Origin of the sequence: Hymenobacter profundi, assembly GCF_019334315.1 — a bacterium.
GTDB lineage: Bacteria > Bacteroidota > Bacteroidia > Cytophagales > Hymenobacteraceae > Hymenobacter > Hymenobacter profundi.
Genome location: NZ_JAHWGL010000007.1, coordinates 72,043 through 89,404 on the forward strand (window position 1 = coordinate 72,043; position 17,362 = coordinate 89,404).

Annotated in this window: 8 protein-coding genes; 6 read left to right on the plus strand and 2 right to left on the minus strand. The window is 58.4% G+C overall.

What is annotated here, in order from left to right; genetic code table 11:
- Positions 1 to 13: 13 nt before the first annotated feature.
- Positions 14 to 385 (minus strand): BlaI/MecI/CopY family transcriptional regulator, encoded by a 372-nt coding sequence (locus KYK14_RS03610; RefSeq protein ID WP_219156917.1) that lies wholly within the window; start codon positions 383 to 385, stop codon positions 14 to 16.
- A gap of 619 nt (positions 386 to 1,004) precedes the next feature.
- Here KYK14_RS03610 and KYK14_RS03615 point away from each other — a divergent pair.
- Together KYK14_RS03615 and KYK14_RS03620 are read left to right on the plus strand one after the other, a co-directional pair.
- Positions 1,005 to 4,316 (plus strand): SGNH/GDSL hydrolase family protein, encoded by a 3,312-nt coding sequence (locus tag KYK14_RS03615; protein ID WP_219156919.1) that lies wholly within the window; start codon positions 1,005 to 1,007, stop codon positions 4,314 to 4,316.
- A 166-nt stretch (positions 4,317 to 4,482) separates the two neighbouring features.
- Complete coding sequence (locus KYK14_RS03620; RefSeq protein WP_219156921.1) at positions 4,483 to 5,673, plus strand: MFS transporter; 1,191 nt, start codon at positions 4,483 to 4,485, stop codon at positions 5,671 to 5,673.
- Positions 5,674 to 5,746: 73 nt separating this feature from the next.
- Here the strand turns inward: KYK14_RS03620 and KYK14_RS03625 are convergent, their stop codons facing one another.
- Positions 5,747 to 6,805 carry a glycoside hydrolase family 43 protein gene (locus KYK14_RS03625; protein ID WP_219156923.1) on the minus strand — a complete coding sequence of 353 codons (1,059 nt, stop codon included), beginning with the start codon at positions 6,803 to 6,805 and terminating at the stop codon, positions 5,747 to 5,749.
- Positions 6,806 to 7,114: 309 nt separating this feature from the next.
- Between KYK14_RS03625 and KYK14_RS03630 the strand changes: the two genes are divergently transcribed.
- From KYK14_RS03630 to KYK14_RS03645, 4 genes are all read left to right on the plus strand, one after another.
- Complete coding sequence (locus KYK14_RS03630) at positions 7,115 to 9,169, plus strand: DUF3857 domain-containing protein (RefSeq protein ID WP_219156925.1); 2,055 nt, start codon at positions 7,115 to 7,117, stop codon at positions 9,167 to 9,169.
- Between the two features lie 240 nt (positions 9,170 to 9,409).
- Positions 9,410 to 11,443, plus strand: coding sequence for a DUF3857 domain-containing protein (locus tag KYK14_RS03635; RefSeq protein WP_219156927.1), 2,034 nt, complete (start codon positions 9,410 to 9,412; stop codon positions 11,441 to 11,443).
- Between the two features lie 4 nt (positions 11,444 to 11,447).
- Entirely contained in the window at positions 11,448 to 13,403 is a 1,956-nt protein-coding gene (locus KYK14_RS03640; protein ID WP_219156929.1) for a DUF3857 domain-containing protein, read from the plus strand.
- A 275-nt stretch (positions 13,404 to 13,678) separates the two neighbouring features.
- A complete protein-coding gene (locus KYK14_RS03645; protein ID WP_219156931.1) occupies positions 13,679 to 17,242 on the plus strand; it encodes a reprolysin-like metallopeptidase in 3,564 nt (1,187 codons plus the stop codon).
- Positions 17,243 to 17,362 lie beyond the last annotated feature (120 nt).

A 17,362-nucleotide genomic window follows, 5' to 3' on the forward strand; every position in this document is an offset into this window, starting at 1 on the left:
AGTAAGTACACCGTCATAGCTTCTTCTTTCTTAGTTGCTCTTCAATAATCTTTTGTAAGGATTCCAACTCCTCAGTCGATAAGTCGGCTTGCGTGGTGAAGAAGGAGGCAAACTGCGCGGCCGAATTGTTAAAGAACTTCTTCACTAACCCGTTGACATGCGTAGCGAAGTAGGCTTGACGGGTTACGAGTGGATAATACTCGCGTGAGTTTCCGTACTCGCGGTAGGCTATAAGGCCTTTGTCAGTCATCCGTTTAAGCAGCGTGGCCACAGTGGTAGCAGCTGGTTTGGGGTCATCGTAAGCATCGAGTAGATCCTTCATGAAGCCCCGTTCCCGACTCCACAAATGATGCATAAGGGTTTCTTCAGTAGCAGAGAGCTTCATTCTACGTTTATAGATTATGTTCTACAATTGTAGAAATAAAAGACTTCAAAAACAAGCTATCCTCTATAGTTATTATTGCTAGCCAATATGTTAGCTACATTCACCACACATCACGCTACGACTTAAAATCTGCTTGATTTAAGCTACGTAGCGGTAATGGCTCATCGTGCAGAGTGCAGAACACAGAACCAAAAGCCTACCCCAAGACAAGCGTAATGGTTAGGAGTCCAGCTTGAATCTGTCGTGCCCGCACTGGAATGAAGTGCTTGGCTTATTAACAAGCTGCTCACAGTTCATAGCGCCCTACAACTAGGCTTCTCCTCTCTTCTGCGTCAGTTTTCGGATGCGTTACCGACTCCTCTGTCTAAGTTTTGGCCTCAACATACGCCTGCTACCCATGCTAATGACTTGATACAGAAATCGAACCGTGCACTAGTAAAACATAAAAAACTTCGCGTAGATCAGCTGTAGGGTGCAACGCGCTGTACCTACAATCGTCTGTACCAAGAGAGGAAGGCACGGCCCTACCCTGATATCTTACGGCAAACACACCTGCTGTGAATAGTGCCTACCTTCTCTTTTCTACCCGACCTATTTCTACTCCTAAAATCCCACTTCCATGAAAAAACCGTGTACTCTATTTGCCTTCTTTGCGCTGCTATTGGCTGGCTTAGTCGCGCAGGCTCAAACAACGACAGCAGTACAGTCTGTACTCATTGACTTTGGCGTGAACGATGGCTCCAACGGCAATAGCACGCCCAGCCCCGACGCCAACGGCAGCTACTGGAACAACATCCTCAACAATACAGCCGACGCGTTTTCCCTGATCGACAAGACGAACGCCGCCACGAGTATCAAGCTAAACGTGGGGCCTAACTTTCTCACCAACGGCATTCTGAACGGTGGCTTGCTGACGCCGGATGCCGCGCTGTTGGGACAATACGCCGTGGCTACTGCCACCCAGGACTACTTTTTCGTGCAGGGCACCGGGGCTACCTCTACGGCCACCATTCGCCTGAGCGGATTGGACCCCGCCAAGCGCTACGTCTTTCACGTGTTTGGCAGCCGCCAGATTGCCACCGAGCGGCGCGTGTCGCGCTACACCTTCACGGGCGCTACCACCAACACCATCACGCAGACTACTTCGGGTGCAGATGTGGGCGCCAACGGCTACCCCGGCAACAACAACACCATCACCAGCTCCGACACGCTGGCCGCGAATAGTAACGGCATTATCGAGCTGACGCTGAGCAAGTCTGCCGGCTCTTTTGCCTACCTCAACCTAATACGTGTAGACATTGTGCCGGCCCGCGCCACGCCTCCAACACCGCCTGCCACAGCCAACACCTCATTTTACTTTGATTTTGGGGTAGACGATGGCACCAACGGCAATCCTACCCCCAGTCCCGATACCAACGGGAACTACTGGAATAACATCCTCAACATCACCAGCGCCGCCGACACGTTTCGTTTGGTGGACAAAGCCAACCGGGCAACGAGCGTGAAGCTTGCTGTAGGCAAAAACTTCCTGACCAACGGCATCAATACAGGCGGCTTGCTGGCGCCGGACGCCGCGCTGCTAGGGCCGTATGCGGTGGCTACCGCCACCCAGGATTACTTCTACGTGGAGGGTACGGGTAGCACTGCCACTGGCAGACTGCGCCTGAGCGGGCTGGACCGCACCAAGCGCTATGTGTTTCACGTGTTTGGCAGCCGGCAGATTGCCACCGAGCGGCGCGTGTCGCGCTACACTTTCGCGGGTGCTACTACCAACACCATCACGCAGACCACCTCGGGCGCGAATGTGGGCGCCAACGGCTACCCCGGCAACAACAACACTATCAGCGACTCCGATACGCTATCGGCGGATGCTAATGGCATGATTGAGCTGACGCTGAGCAAAGAGGCTGGTTCCTTCGCCTACCTCAACCTGATGCGTGTGGATGTGGTGCCGGACCGCAACCCCGTAACGGGCAATATCGCCTTCCAGAATCCGGGCTTCGAACTGAGCAATTTCACCAACTGGACCACCACAGCGCGCGGTACTGGCGCTACTACTACCATCAGCACGGCTACTAAGCACGCGGGCAGCTACGCCGCCCAACTATCGGGTGGTAGCTTGGCGCTGGAGCAGCAGATTACCTATGTACCCACCATCGGCACCACGGCGCAGAAGCTGAGCGGCTGGTTCTACAATCCGGCCACGGCGGGCCTGCAAGGTAGCCAGGCGGTGCACCTGGAGCTACTGTATTACAACAGCAGCAACGTGCTGCTGGGGCAGTTCCGCTCCGACTCGTTGGTAGCGTCTTCGCCTGCCGGCACCTGGACGCAGCTGCAAACCACCGCCACCATTCCCACGGGCACAGCCTATGTGAAAGGAGTCGCTGTGTGGCGCAATCCGGACGGTGCCACGGGCAGCGCTTACTTCGACGACCTGCTGCTGGAGCCCTACACTGTGCCGATACCGCAGAACCCGTTGAAGATCGTATACATGGGCTCGTCGGTACCCTACGGCACGGGCGCTACCAACAACTACGGCTATACCTCTATATACTCCGACCTGCTAGCCCGCCGCGCCACGGCCGGCACAGGGCAGCCCTGGGTAACGGCCAACATTTCGGTGCCCGGTAACAACACAGTAGCCGTACTCAACCGCTACGCCGCCGACCTCCTACCCCAGCACGGCAAATACGTGGTGTACGCGCTGGCATTGGGCAATGAAGGTATCCTCACCGGCGGGCAGCCCATCTTCGATCAGTTCCGCGCTAATATGACGCAGCTCATCAAACAAGCGCGGGCGGATGGCATGGTGCCCATCGTGACGAACTCCTACACCCGCTCCGACTACACGGCCGAGGCTTATGCCTTCGTTCGGCAGATGAACCTGCTGATTCACGGCTGGAACGTGCCGAGCGTGAACCTGCTGGGGGCTGTAGACGATGGACAAGGCCGCTGGGCCACGGGTTACCGGTCCGATGACCTACATCCCAATGACTTAGGACATGCCGAAATGGCGCATACCCTGGTGCCGTCGCTCTTCGATGCTCTGCACGCGGGCAAGCCCCTACCCTCCCGCCGCCCCGGTACGGGCACGGGTATCACGCTGACCAAAACGGTAGGGCAGCCTACCTCGGTTGTTCGCTTTGTGCCCGAGGATGTGGTGCACCCCTTCACACAGGCCCTTCGTTTCAAGACCAACGGCGCGGGTCAGCTGGTCGAAATCCGCGACAGCGCTGGTATTGCAGCCGGTACCATCCGCATCAGCACCGATGGCAAGCTGCTCTACACGTCGGCCAAAGGCCCGACCATTACGGGCACGGTGCCGGTAGCTAATAACCGCTGGCATAAGCTGGTGCTCACGCACTACTACGCCCGCGGCACCACCATGCTCTATGTGGATAGCGTGCGGGAGGGTAGCGTGGCCGAGCGCCTGCGTCCTACTCAATTCGAGGTAGGCGGCACCACTGCTCCAACCAAGTTGCAGCTGCGCGACTGGCTGTTCTACCGCTCGGGCATGAACCAGGAAGAGGTACTGGCTATGGCCGCTGACTCGCTGCTCAAGTCAAGCTTGGAGCTGTACGCTCCACTCGATGGCCGCACCACAGCCGATTCGCTGGTTAATCTTGCTCAAAGCCTGAACACCCTGGCTCGCACTGCCGGGTCGGTAACGCTAGGCACGCGTGAAAGCACTAGGGCGGCGCAAGTAGTCCTGTATCCTAATCCTACTACTGGGGATTTACGCCTGCTAGCCCCCTGGAACCTGGAAGGCACCGAGGTAAAACTATACGATACGATGGGCCGCCTTGTGCTCCGCACGAAAGTAACGGGCGGCAAGCTCAATATCGGAGCCCTAAAATCCGGGGTGTACTCCCTGGTGTTTGAAACGGCCGACGGGCTGGTGCATAAGCGCATCGTGCGCCAGGGTAATTAGCCGTAACGGGTGTAAAACGGAATAAGGGAAGCAAATCTTTTGCTTCCCTTATTTTTTGTTAGCCAATGTGTTATCCACTATTGCATCCTGCTCATCCACAAAACCCGCGCAATCCATTAAAATCCGAGCGAATCCGTGGTTCGGATTTTCCCGACCTTTGCGCGCTATGTCTGCTGCTCCCTCCACCCGCGTGTACACGGCCGGTTTCTGGCTGATGTGCCTGTCGTCGTTCCTGTTCTTTGCCAGCTTCAACATGCTGCTGCCCGAGCTACCTGACTACCTCACCAGCCTGGGCGGCGCCGAATACAAGGGCTACATTATTGCTATGTTCACGGTCACGGCAGGGTTGTCGCGGCCGTTTTCGGGCAAGCTGGCCGACACGGTGGGGCGCATTCCGGTGATGGTGTTTGGGTCGCTGGTGTGCTTTCTGTGCGGGTTTTTCTACCCCTGGACGGCCACAGTAGGCGGCTTCCTGCTGCTGCGGCTGCTACACGGCTTTAGCACGGGCTTCAAGCCTACCGGTACTGCGGCGTTTATTGGCGATATTATCCCGTTTGAGCGCCGGGGCGAAGCTATGGGTCTGCTGGGCGTGGCCAGCTCGATGGGCATGGCCGCTGGCCCCGCATTGGGCGGCTTATTGGCCGAGCATTTCTCCCTGAACGTGCTGTTCTACTGTTCTTCCGGAACGGCGCTGCTCTCGCTCATCGTGCAGGGCACCATGACCGAAACCCTACCCCAGGCGCAACGCCAGAAGTTCAGCCTGAAGCTGCTGCGCCTACGTTGGGACGAGGTGCTGGAACCACGCGTGTTTCGACCAGCGCTGGCTACCCTGCTGTGCATGTTTCCGTACGGGGCCGTGCTCACGGTTATTCCCGACCAGAGCACCTACCTGGGCATCAGCAATAAAGGCTTGTTTTTCACCTTTTATACCGTGGCCTCGTTGGTAGTACGCCTAGTAGCGGGCCGCGCTTCCGACCGCTATGGCCGGGTGCCGGTGCTGCGCTTCTCTACTGCCCTGCTGCTGGTGGCGTTGGTCGCGCTGGCCCTGGCGCCTTCGGTTCCGTTTCTGCTGGCCGCGGCTGTGCTGTATGGTTTCGCTACGGGCCTCAACTCCCCTACCCTCTATGCTTGGACCATTGACCTGAGCCCCGCCGAGCGGCGCGGCCGGGGCGTGGCTACCATGTACATTGCCCTGGAAGCCGGTATTGGCCTGGGCGCCCTGCTGGCCGGTTGGATTTTTGCCAACTCGCCCGCCCGCCTACCCTACGTGCATGGCCTGAGCGCCGCCGTTACGTTGGTGGCATTGGTGTATCTGTGGGTAGGCGTGCGCCACCAACCAGTTCCAGAAGCCGCATAGCTTATTACTACCGGTTTTTGTAAATCTTTGAAACAGAACTTATGCCGCTGCCGGGGCCAGCATTTCCCACCCGTTACTTTTTCTTCCAGTAGCGCTCTAGCCGGTCGGCTTCTTTTGTCGTGAGGTGGATAACTGTGCCGTGCTTCGGCGACTTAAAATTGGTGGCTTTCATCACGCCCGTGTTGAAGTGCCCTATGTCGTTGAAGGTAGCGAAGTCGGTGGTTTGGCAGAAGCCGAAATTGTGCGGCTGAATGCTGAACACGTCGTACATCAACACCCATTTTTCCTCCCCAATGCGCTTCCACACATTCGGCGCCTCGCAGGCTCCCGGCTCGGCGTCTACCCACGCCGGGTTGTAGCGGTAGCCGCTGTGGACGCTGTCGGATAGCGCCATTTTGATACCACCTGGCTTTTCCTGTGCCACGTACATCAGGCAGAAGCGTTTATCGGGGAGTTGGGTGATGTCAGCATCCAGTACTTGTATCTCCGGGTTCGGGTATTCGAAGAGAATTTTCGGCGCCGACGTAAGCCGGGTAAATGCCGCATCGGTGTAGGCGTAGTAGAGCTTGGTACGTCCGTTGCCCAGGCGCATGGTGAAGTACAGCATCATTTTGCCGGCGGCGGCATCGTAAATCGTTTCGGGTGCCCAGGCGCAACCAACGTCCTTCAACTCCGGGAAAGCCTCATCGAGGCGCACTACGTGGTGCGTCCAGTGGATGAGGTCTGTGGACCGGAGCAGCACCAGCCCCCGGTTGTTGCCCCACCCGTACGCTTTTTCATCCCGTTCCCACTTGGTAGTGCGGTAGCCCTTCTGCTGACCAAAGAGGTGCAGGTCGGTCATGGCCATGTAAAAAGCGCCGTCTGGCCCTCGGTAGATGTGCGGGTCGCGGATACCGCGCTGCTCGGCAATGGTGTCGCCGGCTATAACAGGCTGGCCTTCGTTAACGGCCGTGAACGTGTAGCCGTCGCGGCTTGTGGCCATAAACAGGCTGTGCGTAGGGTCAGTGAAGAAGACGAATAGGTAGGCGCCCATCTTCTTTTCGTTGGGTAGCACCACTTGGCGCTGCGCTCCGGTAAGTCCTAGCAGCCCCAACAGCGCAACGGTTCCCAGTACCAGCCTATTCCAGTTCATTGCTTCTGCGGTTCTTGATTAGAAAATCGCTCTGTAAAATCCTCGCTATACAAGGCTGCTGATACTTTATAAGCGCAAGCAGCTCCGGAGTTGATAGGTAAGCGAGCTAAGGTAAGTGAGGGGTGGGTAAGCTGACTGTCAGACCCGAAACGCAGCATGCGCACAAAGCGTCAGATAGGTACAAAAATTTGGCTAAATATCATCTATTCTTCATCTTTGATGTGGATAAGACATTCTACCCTTTTGGGTTGATTTAGACTATCACTATCAGTTCGTTGCTATTACGCGTCATTTTTACTTTTCCTGGTTATGCGTCGTTTTATACTCAACAGTAGCTTGCTGCTGGGGCTGCTGTGTAATTACCAGCCAGCGGCCGCTCAGAAAGCTGCGGCCCTAAAGCCTCCTATCTCTTTTGGCGACGTATCGGCCGCTGATTTCGGTCCTAACCCTACCCCTGTGGCTGCCGATAGCGCCGCTGAGGCCGAGGTGCTGTGCGATTACGGCCAGTCGCGCATTGTGGGTGCCACGGAGAAATTCCAGGTGGTGTTCGACCGCACCACGCGAATTCACATCTTGCGCAAGGCCGGCTACGACTGGGCCACGGTGCGCGTGCCCCTCTATGTGGACGACGACCAGCGTGAGAAGCTCTCCAATCTGAAAGGCTTCACCTACAACATGGTAGGCGGCAAGGTAGAGAAAACCAAGCTGGACCCCAGCTCGGGTGTGTTCAGTGAGAAAATCGATAAAAACCACGTGCTCTACTCCTTTACGCTGCCCAATGTGAAGGAAGGCTCCGTGGTGGAGTTCACGTACACCATCACCTCCGACTTTCTGTTCAACCTCCAGGACTGGCAGTTTCAACACCGCATTCCCACGCGTTGGAGCGAGTACCGCGTGGCGCTACCCGCTTTTTTCCGATACAAAGAAATCACGCACGGCTACCTACCCTTTGCTGCCCAGGACCAAACGTGGGTGCCCTATAGCACTGGCTACCACCAGAATCAACAGACTGGTTACGGCTCTGTTAACACGGGTCCTACCCAAACAACCAGCATCAGCACGCAGGCACTGGCGCAGCGCTGGGTGCTACAAAACGCGCCGGCCTTCCGCGAGGAACCCTTTATGGCGGCAGCCCAGGACTACATGCGCAGTGTGCATTTCGAGCTAGCCGGCTCCGACTTTACGGGCCACGACTTCCGCGACCTATCGCATACTTGGGAGAAAATTGGGGTGGCGCTGCTAGCCGATGAGCGGTTTGGCGCGGTGCTCAACCAGAATTCGCCGCTGACAACCGAGGCCAAAGCACTACGCACCCGCCTACCCGATGCCCGTGCCCGCGCCGAGGCCGTGCTGCGGCTAGTGCAGCAGCACGTGAAATACAACGGACAGGAACGGCTTTATACCTCGCAGCCTACCCGCAAAACCTACGAGCAGCACCAGGGCAACTCGGCCGATGTGAACCTGCTGCTGCTGCAAACGCTTCGTGCAGCCGATTTGACCGCTAACCCCGTGCTGCTGAGCACGCGCAGCCACGGCCGCATTGTGACAGATATGCCTCTGCTCAGCCAGTTCAATTACACCATTGCCCACGTGGTACTACCCGATGGTGAGCTGCTACTAGACGCCACCGAGCCGCTGTTACCCATGGAGATGCTGCCGGAGCGCTGCCTCAACGAGCAAGGCCGGCTGCTGACCACCACCGGCGCCTGGGTGCCGCTCACCAGCAAACGCAACTATCTGGAATACACCAAGGCCGATTTCAAGCTCGACGACACGGGTACCCTGCGCGGCACCATGCGCCAAGGATACAGCGGATACGCTGGCCTTGCGGCCCGGCAACAGGTGTTCAGCCAAGGCGAATCGAGCTACAAAACCCAACTGGGCCGCCGCTGGACCGACTGGCAGTTGACCACCCCGCCTACCCTGCTGGAGCTGGAAGACCCTAGCAAGGCCTTTGCCGTGGACGTAGCTATGACCCTGCCCGGCCCTGAAACGCCAGCCAATACGCTGTATCTACCACTAATGCAGGCAGTAGGACTAAACAACAATCCCTTCCGCCACGCCGACCGATTCTTTCCCGTCGATTTCAGTACCACCCGCGAGCTGACGCAAGTGGTGAGTCTGGCCCTGCCGGCCCGCTACACGGTGCAGGAAAAGCCCGCCGATTTACAGTTAGCCCTACCCGGCAACGCGGGCAAGTTTCTCTACCACGTGGCCCAGCCCACCCCCGACCGCCTGGAAATCACCTCGCGCCTGCAACTCACCAAGACCAGCTACAGCCCCGCCGAGTATGCGGCCCTGCGCGAGTTTTACAGCCGCGCAATTGCCAAGCACGCCGAAATGCTGGTGCTGCAACGTCAGTAAAAGAGATACGCCAGAACAATGTTCTGGCGCATACTTGCGTCTCGTCGGCCGCGCCACGTGGCCGAAATCGTTCAACGACAACGTTCTATCAACAAGCACTAACGCAAACAGCCTTCTACCGCCGCCCTGCTTTCTACCCTACACCTTATCGCAACTATACAATTCCGCTGCCGCGCACTACCCTAGCGTGCAGCAGCGGCTCCTTGTGTCTTCATCAATTACTCCCTTCTCTACCTCACTATGCAAAAATTGCTACCCCGCTTATTCCTACTGGCGCTGGCCGGTGGGCTTACGTTCACTGCCCACGCCCAGACCGAGCCCATTAAGTTTGGCAAGCTGGACCCGAAGGATATGGACGAAAAAAGCTTCGTGGCCGATAGCGCCGCCGAGGCAGTGGTCCTCTGCGACTACGGCGTGTCGCGCTTCAGCGTAGCCAATGGCGAATTCAAAATCATGTTTGAGCGCGTGACGCGCATTAAAATCCTTAAGAAATCGGCCTACGACCGGGCTACGGTGGAAGTGCCACTCTACCACAAAGGCCAAAGCGAGGAGAAGTTGGGCAGCCTGCGCGGCTTCACCTATAATATGGTGAACGGCCAGCTCACCAAGGAAAAACTGGCTAGCGAAAGCACCTTTCGGGAAGAAAAGTCAGCTAACGTGACCGTGCGCAAGTTTACGCTGCCCAATGTGCGCGTGGGCTCCGTGATTGAGTACGCCTATTCCGTTAGCTCCGATTTTCTATTTAACTTCCAGAATTGGCAGTTCCAGGAAAGCATTCCCGTGCGCTGGAGCGAGTACCGAGCCAGCATCCCGGAGTATTTCGACTATAAAATGCTAATGCAGGGATATGAGCCACTGGCTATCAGTGAGCACCCTACCGGCCAGGCGCAGTATATTCTTGGCAGCGGCGGCTCGTCTGATGGCAATCGTGTACGGCTCAGCACCGAGACAGTATCGGCCAGCGTGACCAACCACCGCTGGGTGATGAAGGATGTGCCAGCGTTCCGCGACGAGCCCTACATGACCACCTCGCGCGACTACGTGGCCCGCATCGACTTTGAGCTAGCCGGTACTAAATGGCCCAACCAGGGGTATCACAGCGTAGCCAACACCTGGAATAAGATAAATGACGATCTGCTGATGGGGGAGGAATTTGGCGGCCAAGCCAAGCACGCCAGCTTTCTGAAAGACGAAATTGCCGCCCTCAAAGCCAAGCACGCCGGCGACCCAGCCGCCTTAACGGCCGCCGTGCGTCACCTAGTGCACCACTCGGTGAAGTACAACGACCTGGACCGCCTCTACGCCACCACCACCACCCGCCGCGCCTACGACCTGCACAGCGGCAGCGCTGCCGACGTGAACTTATTGCTGATTGGTGCGCTACGCGACGCCGGCCTCACGGCCAACCCCGTTATCCTGAGCACCCGCGACCATGGCCGCGTGAACACCATGTTTCCGCTGCTGTCGAAGTTTAACTATGTCATTGCCCACGTGGCCCTACCCGATAACAAGGAGATACTGGTAGATGCCACGGAAGAAGCTACGCCGTGCGGCACCCTACCTCGCCGCTGTCTGAACGGCGTGGGCAGGCTGCTACTTTCCAAAGCCGACGACTCACGCTGGGTGGACCTCACGCCTACCACCCGCTATGTGGAATACCGACAGGTACAGCTACAATTGGATGAAAAAGGTGGCTACACCGGTAAGGTACACCAAGAGTATGGTGGCTATCTGGGCGCACACCACCGCTCGCGGTTGCTAAAAATGGGCGAGAAAAAATTTATGGAGGAATTGGCGAAAGGTCATGAGGGCTGGGACATTCCTAAGTACGCCTTCAAAGCGACGGACGTCAACACCACACCGCTGGCCCTGGACTACGAGTTGACCAGCGCCGGCAATGAGCAGGTCGCTGATATCCTATATGTCAATCCGATGCGGCATTTTGCTGATAACAAAAACCCCTTTCCGCACGAAGACCGTCGGTTTCCGGTGGATTTTGGCGCGCTGACGGACGAAGTAAATCAGGTGACGCTGACCCTGCCGGCTGGCTATGTAGTGGAGGAGATGCCCAAACCGATAGTGGTGGAGCTGCCTGATAACGGCGGTCGGTTCCTCTACTCTATCTCGCCCGGCGAGAACTCCTTACAGATTATCTCCCGCCTGAATCTACGCAAAGCCGTGTACTCGGCCGAGGAATACGCGGCGTTGCGGGACTTCTACTCGCGCCTGATGGCTAAGCAGGCGGAGCAAATCGTGCTCAAGAAAAAATCGTAAGCTGATGCGCTATTCCTTTTTATTCTGCCAGGCTGCTGTTCTGAGCGCTAGCCTGTTACTAACCAGCACCGCTTGGGCCGCGCCGGCGCCTAAGTACTCCGTAAGCGACCTATCGGCCAGCCTACGCGAGAATGCTCACGGCGTGGTGCGCGCCTACGATGAAACGCTATTGGTGAAATCGGTGAGCCGCACGGTGAGCACGGTGCACCGCGCCATCACCATTCTGGACGGTGCTGGCGCTGACTGGGCGCAGCTGATGGTGCCCTACGATCAGCTCAACAGCATCAACTACCTGCGCGGGGCCGTGTACGACGCCGATGGCCGCCTGATTCGCTCCCTGCGCGCCTCCGATGTGAAGGACTACGGTTTGTCCGATGGCTTTAGCCTGGCCACCGACAACCGCGGCCGGTTGGCCACGCTGCAACAGTCGGCCTACCCCTACACGGTGGAGTTCGATTACGAAATCACATCTGACAACTCGCTGTTTTACAGCACCTGGGAGCCGCAGGACGAGCCCCAGCTAGCTGTGGAGCACGCCACCTTCCGGGTGCTCACGCCCGCAGCCCTACCCCTGCGCTACCAGGAGCGGCACTTGCCCCAAGGCGTGCAGGCTGCGCACTCGCAGCAGGGCGGGCAGGAAGTGTATCAGTGGGAAGTGAAAGCCTTGGCGGCTATGGAGCGTGAGCCAGATGGCCCGCCCCTGCGCGAGTTGGTGCCGATGGTAGTAACAGCACCCGCCGCGTTTGAGGTACAAGGCCACGCCGGTAGCGCCGCCTCCTGGCAACAGTTGGGCCAGTGGAGCTATGAGCTGAACCGAGGCCGCGACGTGTTGCCCGACGACCTGCGGGCGCGCGTGGCAGCGCTGGTGAAAGACGAAAAAGATGAGCGCGTCCGCATCCGAAAAGTGTACGAGTTCTTGCAGGCCAATACCCGCTACATTTCGGTGCAGCTAGGGCTAGGCGGCTGGCAGACGTTCCCAGCTTCGGCCGTGAGCACCAATGGCTATGGCGACTGCAAAGCCCTGTCGAACTACGGTATGGCGCTGTTGCAGGCAGCGGGCATCACGGGCTACTGCGCCCTGGTGCGCGCCGATGCGCCGGACATTCACACGGAGTTTCCCAGCTCGCAGTTCAACCACGTGATATTGTGCGTGCCGCTGGCGCAAACCAAAACCGCCAAGGCCGACACGGTGTGGCTGGAATGCACCAGCCAAACGGCGCCGTTTGGCTACATGGGCAGCTTCACGGGCAACCGCCACGCCCTACTACTCACCCCGCAGGGCGGCAAGCTGGTGCGCACTCCTACATACGGCGTGCGCGAAAACCGCCGCGAGCGGCTGGCCGACGTGTATCTGGACGCGCAGGGCAAAGCCACGGCTGCCGTTCGCACGGCATACACCGGCCTGGAGCAAGACCGCCTCAGCGCCATGCTCGATGGGCTGGACCCAGCTCAACAGAAGAAGTACATCACAGAAAGCCTGACACTGAACAACTTCAGCATCACGAAATTCAACCTGACGGCCAACCGGCAGCAGGCCCTCCCGATGGTGACAGAGAAGCTGGACCTGATGCTACCTACTTTTGCCTCCGTGAGTGGCAAGCGCCTGTTTCTGGCGCCCAACCTGCTCAGTCGCCTACCCGCCGTGGCCGCACCCGTGGGCGGCCGCCAGTCGGATGTGTGGTTGAGCCACGCCTACACCTACGCCGATACGGTACGCATTCACGTGCCGGCCGGGCTACAGCCCGAGAACCTGCCGGCGTCGGTGCAACTCACCACGGTTTTCGGTACGTACTCGGCCCAGCTGCACACCCTGCCCGATGGCACGTTGCAGTACGTGCGCCAGCTGCAAATGCTCCGCACACGCTTTGCCAAGGCAGAATACCCCGCCTACGTGGAGTTCCGACGCAAAATCAGCGCGGCCGATAAGGCGCAGATTGTGCTGCTGAAGACGGATGCTTAGCGTAAGTATTCGCTACTTTACTTTTCGAATGCCCAGTTGTCTCTCACAACCGGGCATTTTTTATAGCCTATGCACTACACTACTGCGCAACTCCTGCGTCAGAGCAGCTTAATTTTGTGACTATGGCCTTCCCATATCGCTGAAAACAACCCAACTTATGAACACTATAGTCGTTGTTTGTAAGCTGTTTGTCGATCAAACGAGGTGCGGCGTTGAGGTGCTGTTCTTTTCGTTTTCTTCCTACCCTACCTTTCCACCTTCTCACCTCTTACCCGATGCAAACTTCTACCCTGCGGCGAGGGCTGCTAAGCGGTCTGTTTTTAGTAGCAGGCCTGCTGCCAGCCGCGGCGCAACGCGTGCTATGGGCCGATGCCTCTCCTGCTGTTGTGCCGAAGCAACATACGCTGGCCCTGAGCCGCTTCCGGACCGTGACGGTACAGCTAGGTACGGTGCGCAACACCTTGCGCGCGGCGCCAGCCGAGCGTAGCGCGGCAGCCCGGGCGTCGGGCACCGTGGTGTCGTTGCCCCTACCCGATGGCACCTCCCAGCGGTTTCGGGTGGTGGCCACGCAGGTGATGGCGCCGGCGTTGGCGGCGCGCTACCCCCGCATTCGCACCTACGTGGCCCAAGGCCTCGACGACCCCACGGCCACGGCCCGCCTCGATGTGTCGCCGGCAGGTTTTCACGCCCAGATTCTGGCCGCCAACCGTACCGTTTATATCGACCCGGCCGCGCCCGGCGATACGGTAAACCACTTGGTATTTGACCAAAGCAGCATGAGCCGCTCGGCGCTGGGCGCCGTGTGCCACACGCCCGATGGCCTGGACCGCACGACTACGGCCGCTCTAAACCGACCGGCTGCTCCCCAACGGCCCAACGGCAGCCAGTTACGCACCTACCGACTGGCAGTGGCTTGCACCAGTGAGTATGCCGCTACCAAAGGCGGCACCAAGGAGGGTGCCCTGGCCGGCATTGTCACCTCCGTGAACCGCGTAGATGGCATCTACGAGCGGGAGCTGGCCATTCGGATGGTGCTGATTGCCAACAACGACCGCCTGATTTTCCTTACCGACTCCACCGACCGTTATACCAACGACAACGGTCAAATGATGCTTAAGCAGAACCAAGCTGTTCTGACGGATAGCATCGGCTCGGCCAACTACGATATTGGGCACGTGTTTAGCACCGGTGGTGGGGGCATTGCGGCGTTGGGTTCGGTGTGCGTGGCGGGCTCTAAAGCCATGGGCGTGACTGGTTCGCCCAACCCGGTGGGTGACGCCTTTGATGTGGATTTCGTGGCCCACGAGATGGGCCACCAGTTTGGGGCCGACCATACGTTTAACAGCCAAACCGGCAGTTGCGGGAGAGGCAACCGCTCCGCCTCCTCGGCCTACGAGCCGGGTAGCGGCGTCACAATTATGGCCTATGCGGGTATTTGCGGAAACGACAACATACAGGCTAGCAGTATTCCATATTTCCATTCGCGCAGCTACGACCAGATTCTGAACCACGTAACTGGAGCCGGCAACTGCGCTGTTGTCACTGCTACCGGCAACCAGGCGCCTACTGTGAATGCCGGCGCCAACTACCGTATTCCTATCGGTACGCCGTTCACGCTCACCGGCTCGGCCACCGACCCCGATGGGGATGCGCTTACTTATACATGGGAACAGTACAACCTGGGACCGGCCGGTGCGCCTACTGCGCCACAGGGCAATGCGCCCATTTTCCGGTCGTTTGAGCCTACCCCGATTGCCAGCCGCACGTTCCCGCGGGTGTCGGATTTAGTCAATAATGCCACGACCATCGGGGAGTTGCTGCCAACGTATGCGCGGCGCCTGATTTTTCGGTTTGTGGCCCGCGACAATCGGGATGGTGGGGGCGGCGTGGAATACGACTCGATGAACGTGGCCGTGATTGGTACCGCTGGCCCTTTTCTGGTGACTACCCCCAACACGGCTACCACCTGGCAGGCCGGTGTGCCCCAGCAAGTGACCTGGGACGTGGCCAATACCACGCAGGCGCCCATCAATGCCACCAACGTGGACATTCTGCTTTCTACCGATGGCGGCCTCACGTTCCCGACCGTGCTACTAGCTGCTACCCCCAACGACGGCTGCGAATCGGTGACGGTGCCCGCCGCTACCAACACGGCACTGGCGCGCATTAAGGTGCAGGCTACGGGCAACGTGTTCTTCGATATTTCCAACCAGAATTTCACTATTAAACCGCTTACGGCGCCTACCTTCTACCTTAATACGGCCTGCATTGGAAGTAATCTGCTGACGGTGTGCCCCGGCACCAGCGTGCCGGTGAGCCTAAGTATCGGGCAGGCACAGGGCTTTGCGGGCACCGTAGCGCTGGGCGCTACTAGCCTGCCCAATGGCCTTAGTGTTAGCTACGCGCCTGCCAGTGTAGCAGCTGGCAGCACGGCGGTAGCCACCATTGCAGCCGCCGCCGCGACCACGCCCGGCACCTATACCCTTACTCTCACGGGCACTAGCGGTGGGGTAGTGCAGAATCAGGTGGTGCGCGTGGTGGTGCCGCCGCTGGCCACGCAGGCGGCCGTAGCCGTAGCGCCGGCCGCCAATGCGCTGGTTACTACGCGGCCCGTATTTACGTGGCAGGCTGTGCCGAATGCCACGGCCTACACCGTGCAAGTAGCGACGGACGCCGCTTTCAGCAATGTGGTACTCACGCAAACTATAGCATCGGATACCGTTAAAACCTTCACCCCAACTGCTCCCTTAGCAGCGGGTACTACCTATTACTGGCGCGTGCGTGGCGGCAATGCCTGTGGTGCAGCGCCCTACTCGTCGGCTACGGCCTTCCGCACGGGGGTAGTATCCTGCCAGCCTTATGCGGCTACACAAGTCCCCGTCACGATTCCGGCAACGGCGAATGCCTCGGCTTCTTCAACAATAGAAGTAAGCTCAACGGACGTGGTAGCGGCTATTCGGATTAATAATCTGACCATTACACACCCCAACGCAGGCGAATTGACGGTAACGCTAACCAACCCAGCGGGCCGCTCGGCCGTGCTGCTGGCTACTCTGTGTGCCGGTACGGCCAACCTCAACTTGTCGCTGGATGAGCAGGCGACGGCAGCGCTTGTTTGTCCGCTGAACGCGGGCGGCACCTATCGCCCTGCCAACTCCCTGGCCGGTTTGCTGAACGCGCCCGCCAACGGCACCTGGACCCTGCGCATCACTGACAACACTGCTGGTAACGGCGGTACGCTTACAGGCTGGGCGTTGGAGCTCTGCACCGTACCGGCCCCACCCGCTGCGCCTACCAATTTGCTGGCCTACCTTAGTGGCACCAGCGGCAGCACAGCCACCATTGGCCTGCAATGGCAGAACAACGCCACCAACGAAACTGGTTTCGAGCTGGAACGCTCTCTAACTACAAACACCAGTTTCCAGCGCATCGCCACCATTGCCGCCAACCAGACCGCCTACTCCGACGAGGTGTCTAGCACTGGCCGCTACGTGTACCGCATCCGGGCTGTAAACGACATTGGCAATTCAGCCTATTCCAATGAGGCCGTCGCCAGCGTAACGCTTGCCAGCGCCACCGCACCCGTCCTCAAAGGGTTGACTGTGTACCCCAACCCTAGCAGTGGTCAGTTTCACCTGGAACTGAACAACGCGCAAACGGGCGCCGTGCAAGTGCAGGTATTTGATGCCCTGGGCCGTAGTGTGATGACGCGCACCTTTTCCAAAGCAAGCAACACGCTGCAACAAACCCTGGATTTGAGCACTGTCAGCGCAGGTATTTATCAGTTGCGCGTCACGCAGCCGCAAGGCACATCGGTGGTGAAGCTGGTGAAGGAGTGAGTAGTGAGGTTGTAAGTGTTGAGGGCGAGTAGAAAAAGACGACTGTCATCCTGAGCTTGCGAAGGACCTTATCACGTTTGAACGACAGGCGTCACAACGATTCGTTCAACTGGCAGAAGG

Bases quoted from the DNA above. Each gene is read 5' to 3' on its own strand.
- KYK14_RS03610 (WP_219156917.1), bottom strand. From the start codon at position 385: ATGAAGCTCTCTGCTACTGAAGAAACCCTTATGCATCATTTGTGGAGT.
- KYK14_RS03615 (WP_219156919.1), top strand. From the start codon at position 1,005: ATGAAAAAACCGTGTACTCTATTTGCCTTCTTTGCGCTGCTATTGGCT.
- KYK14_RS03620 (WP_219156921.1), top strand. From the start codon at position 4,483: ATGTCTGCTGCTCCCTCCACCCGCGTGTACACGGCCGGTTTCTGGCTG.
- KYK14_RS03625 (WP_219156923.1), bottom strand. From the start codon at position 6,805: ATGAACTGGAATAGGCTGGTACTGGGAACCGTTGCGCTGTTGGGGCTG.
- KYK14_RS03630 (WP_219156925.1), top strand. From the start codon at position 7,115: ATGCGTCGTTTTATACTCAACAGTAGCTTGCTGCTGGGGCTGCTGTGT.
- KYK14_RS03635 (WP_219156927.1), top strand. From the start codon at position 9,410: ATGCAAAAATTGCTACCCCGCTTATTCCTACTGGCGCTGGCCGGTGGG.
- KYK14_RS03640 (WP_219156929.1), top strand. From the start codon at position 11,448: ATGCGCTATTCCTTTTTATTCTGCCAGGCTGCTGTTCTGAGCGCTAGC.
- KYK14_RS03645 (WP_219156931.1), top strand. From the start codon at position 13,679: ATGCAAACTTCTACCCTGCGGCGAGGGCTGCTAAGCGGTCTGTTTTTA.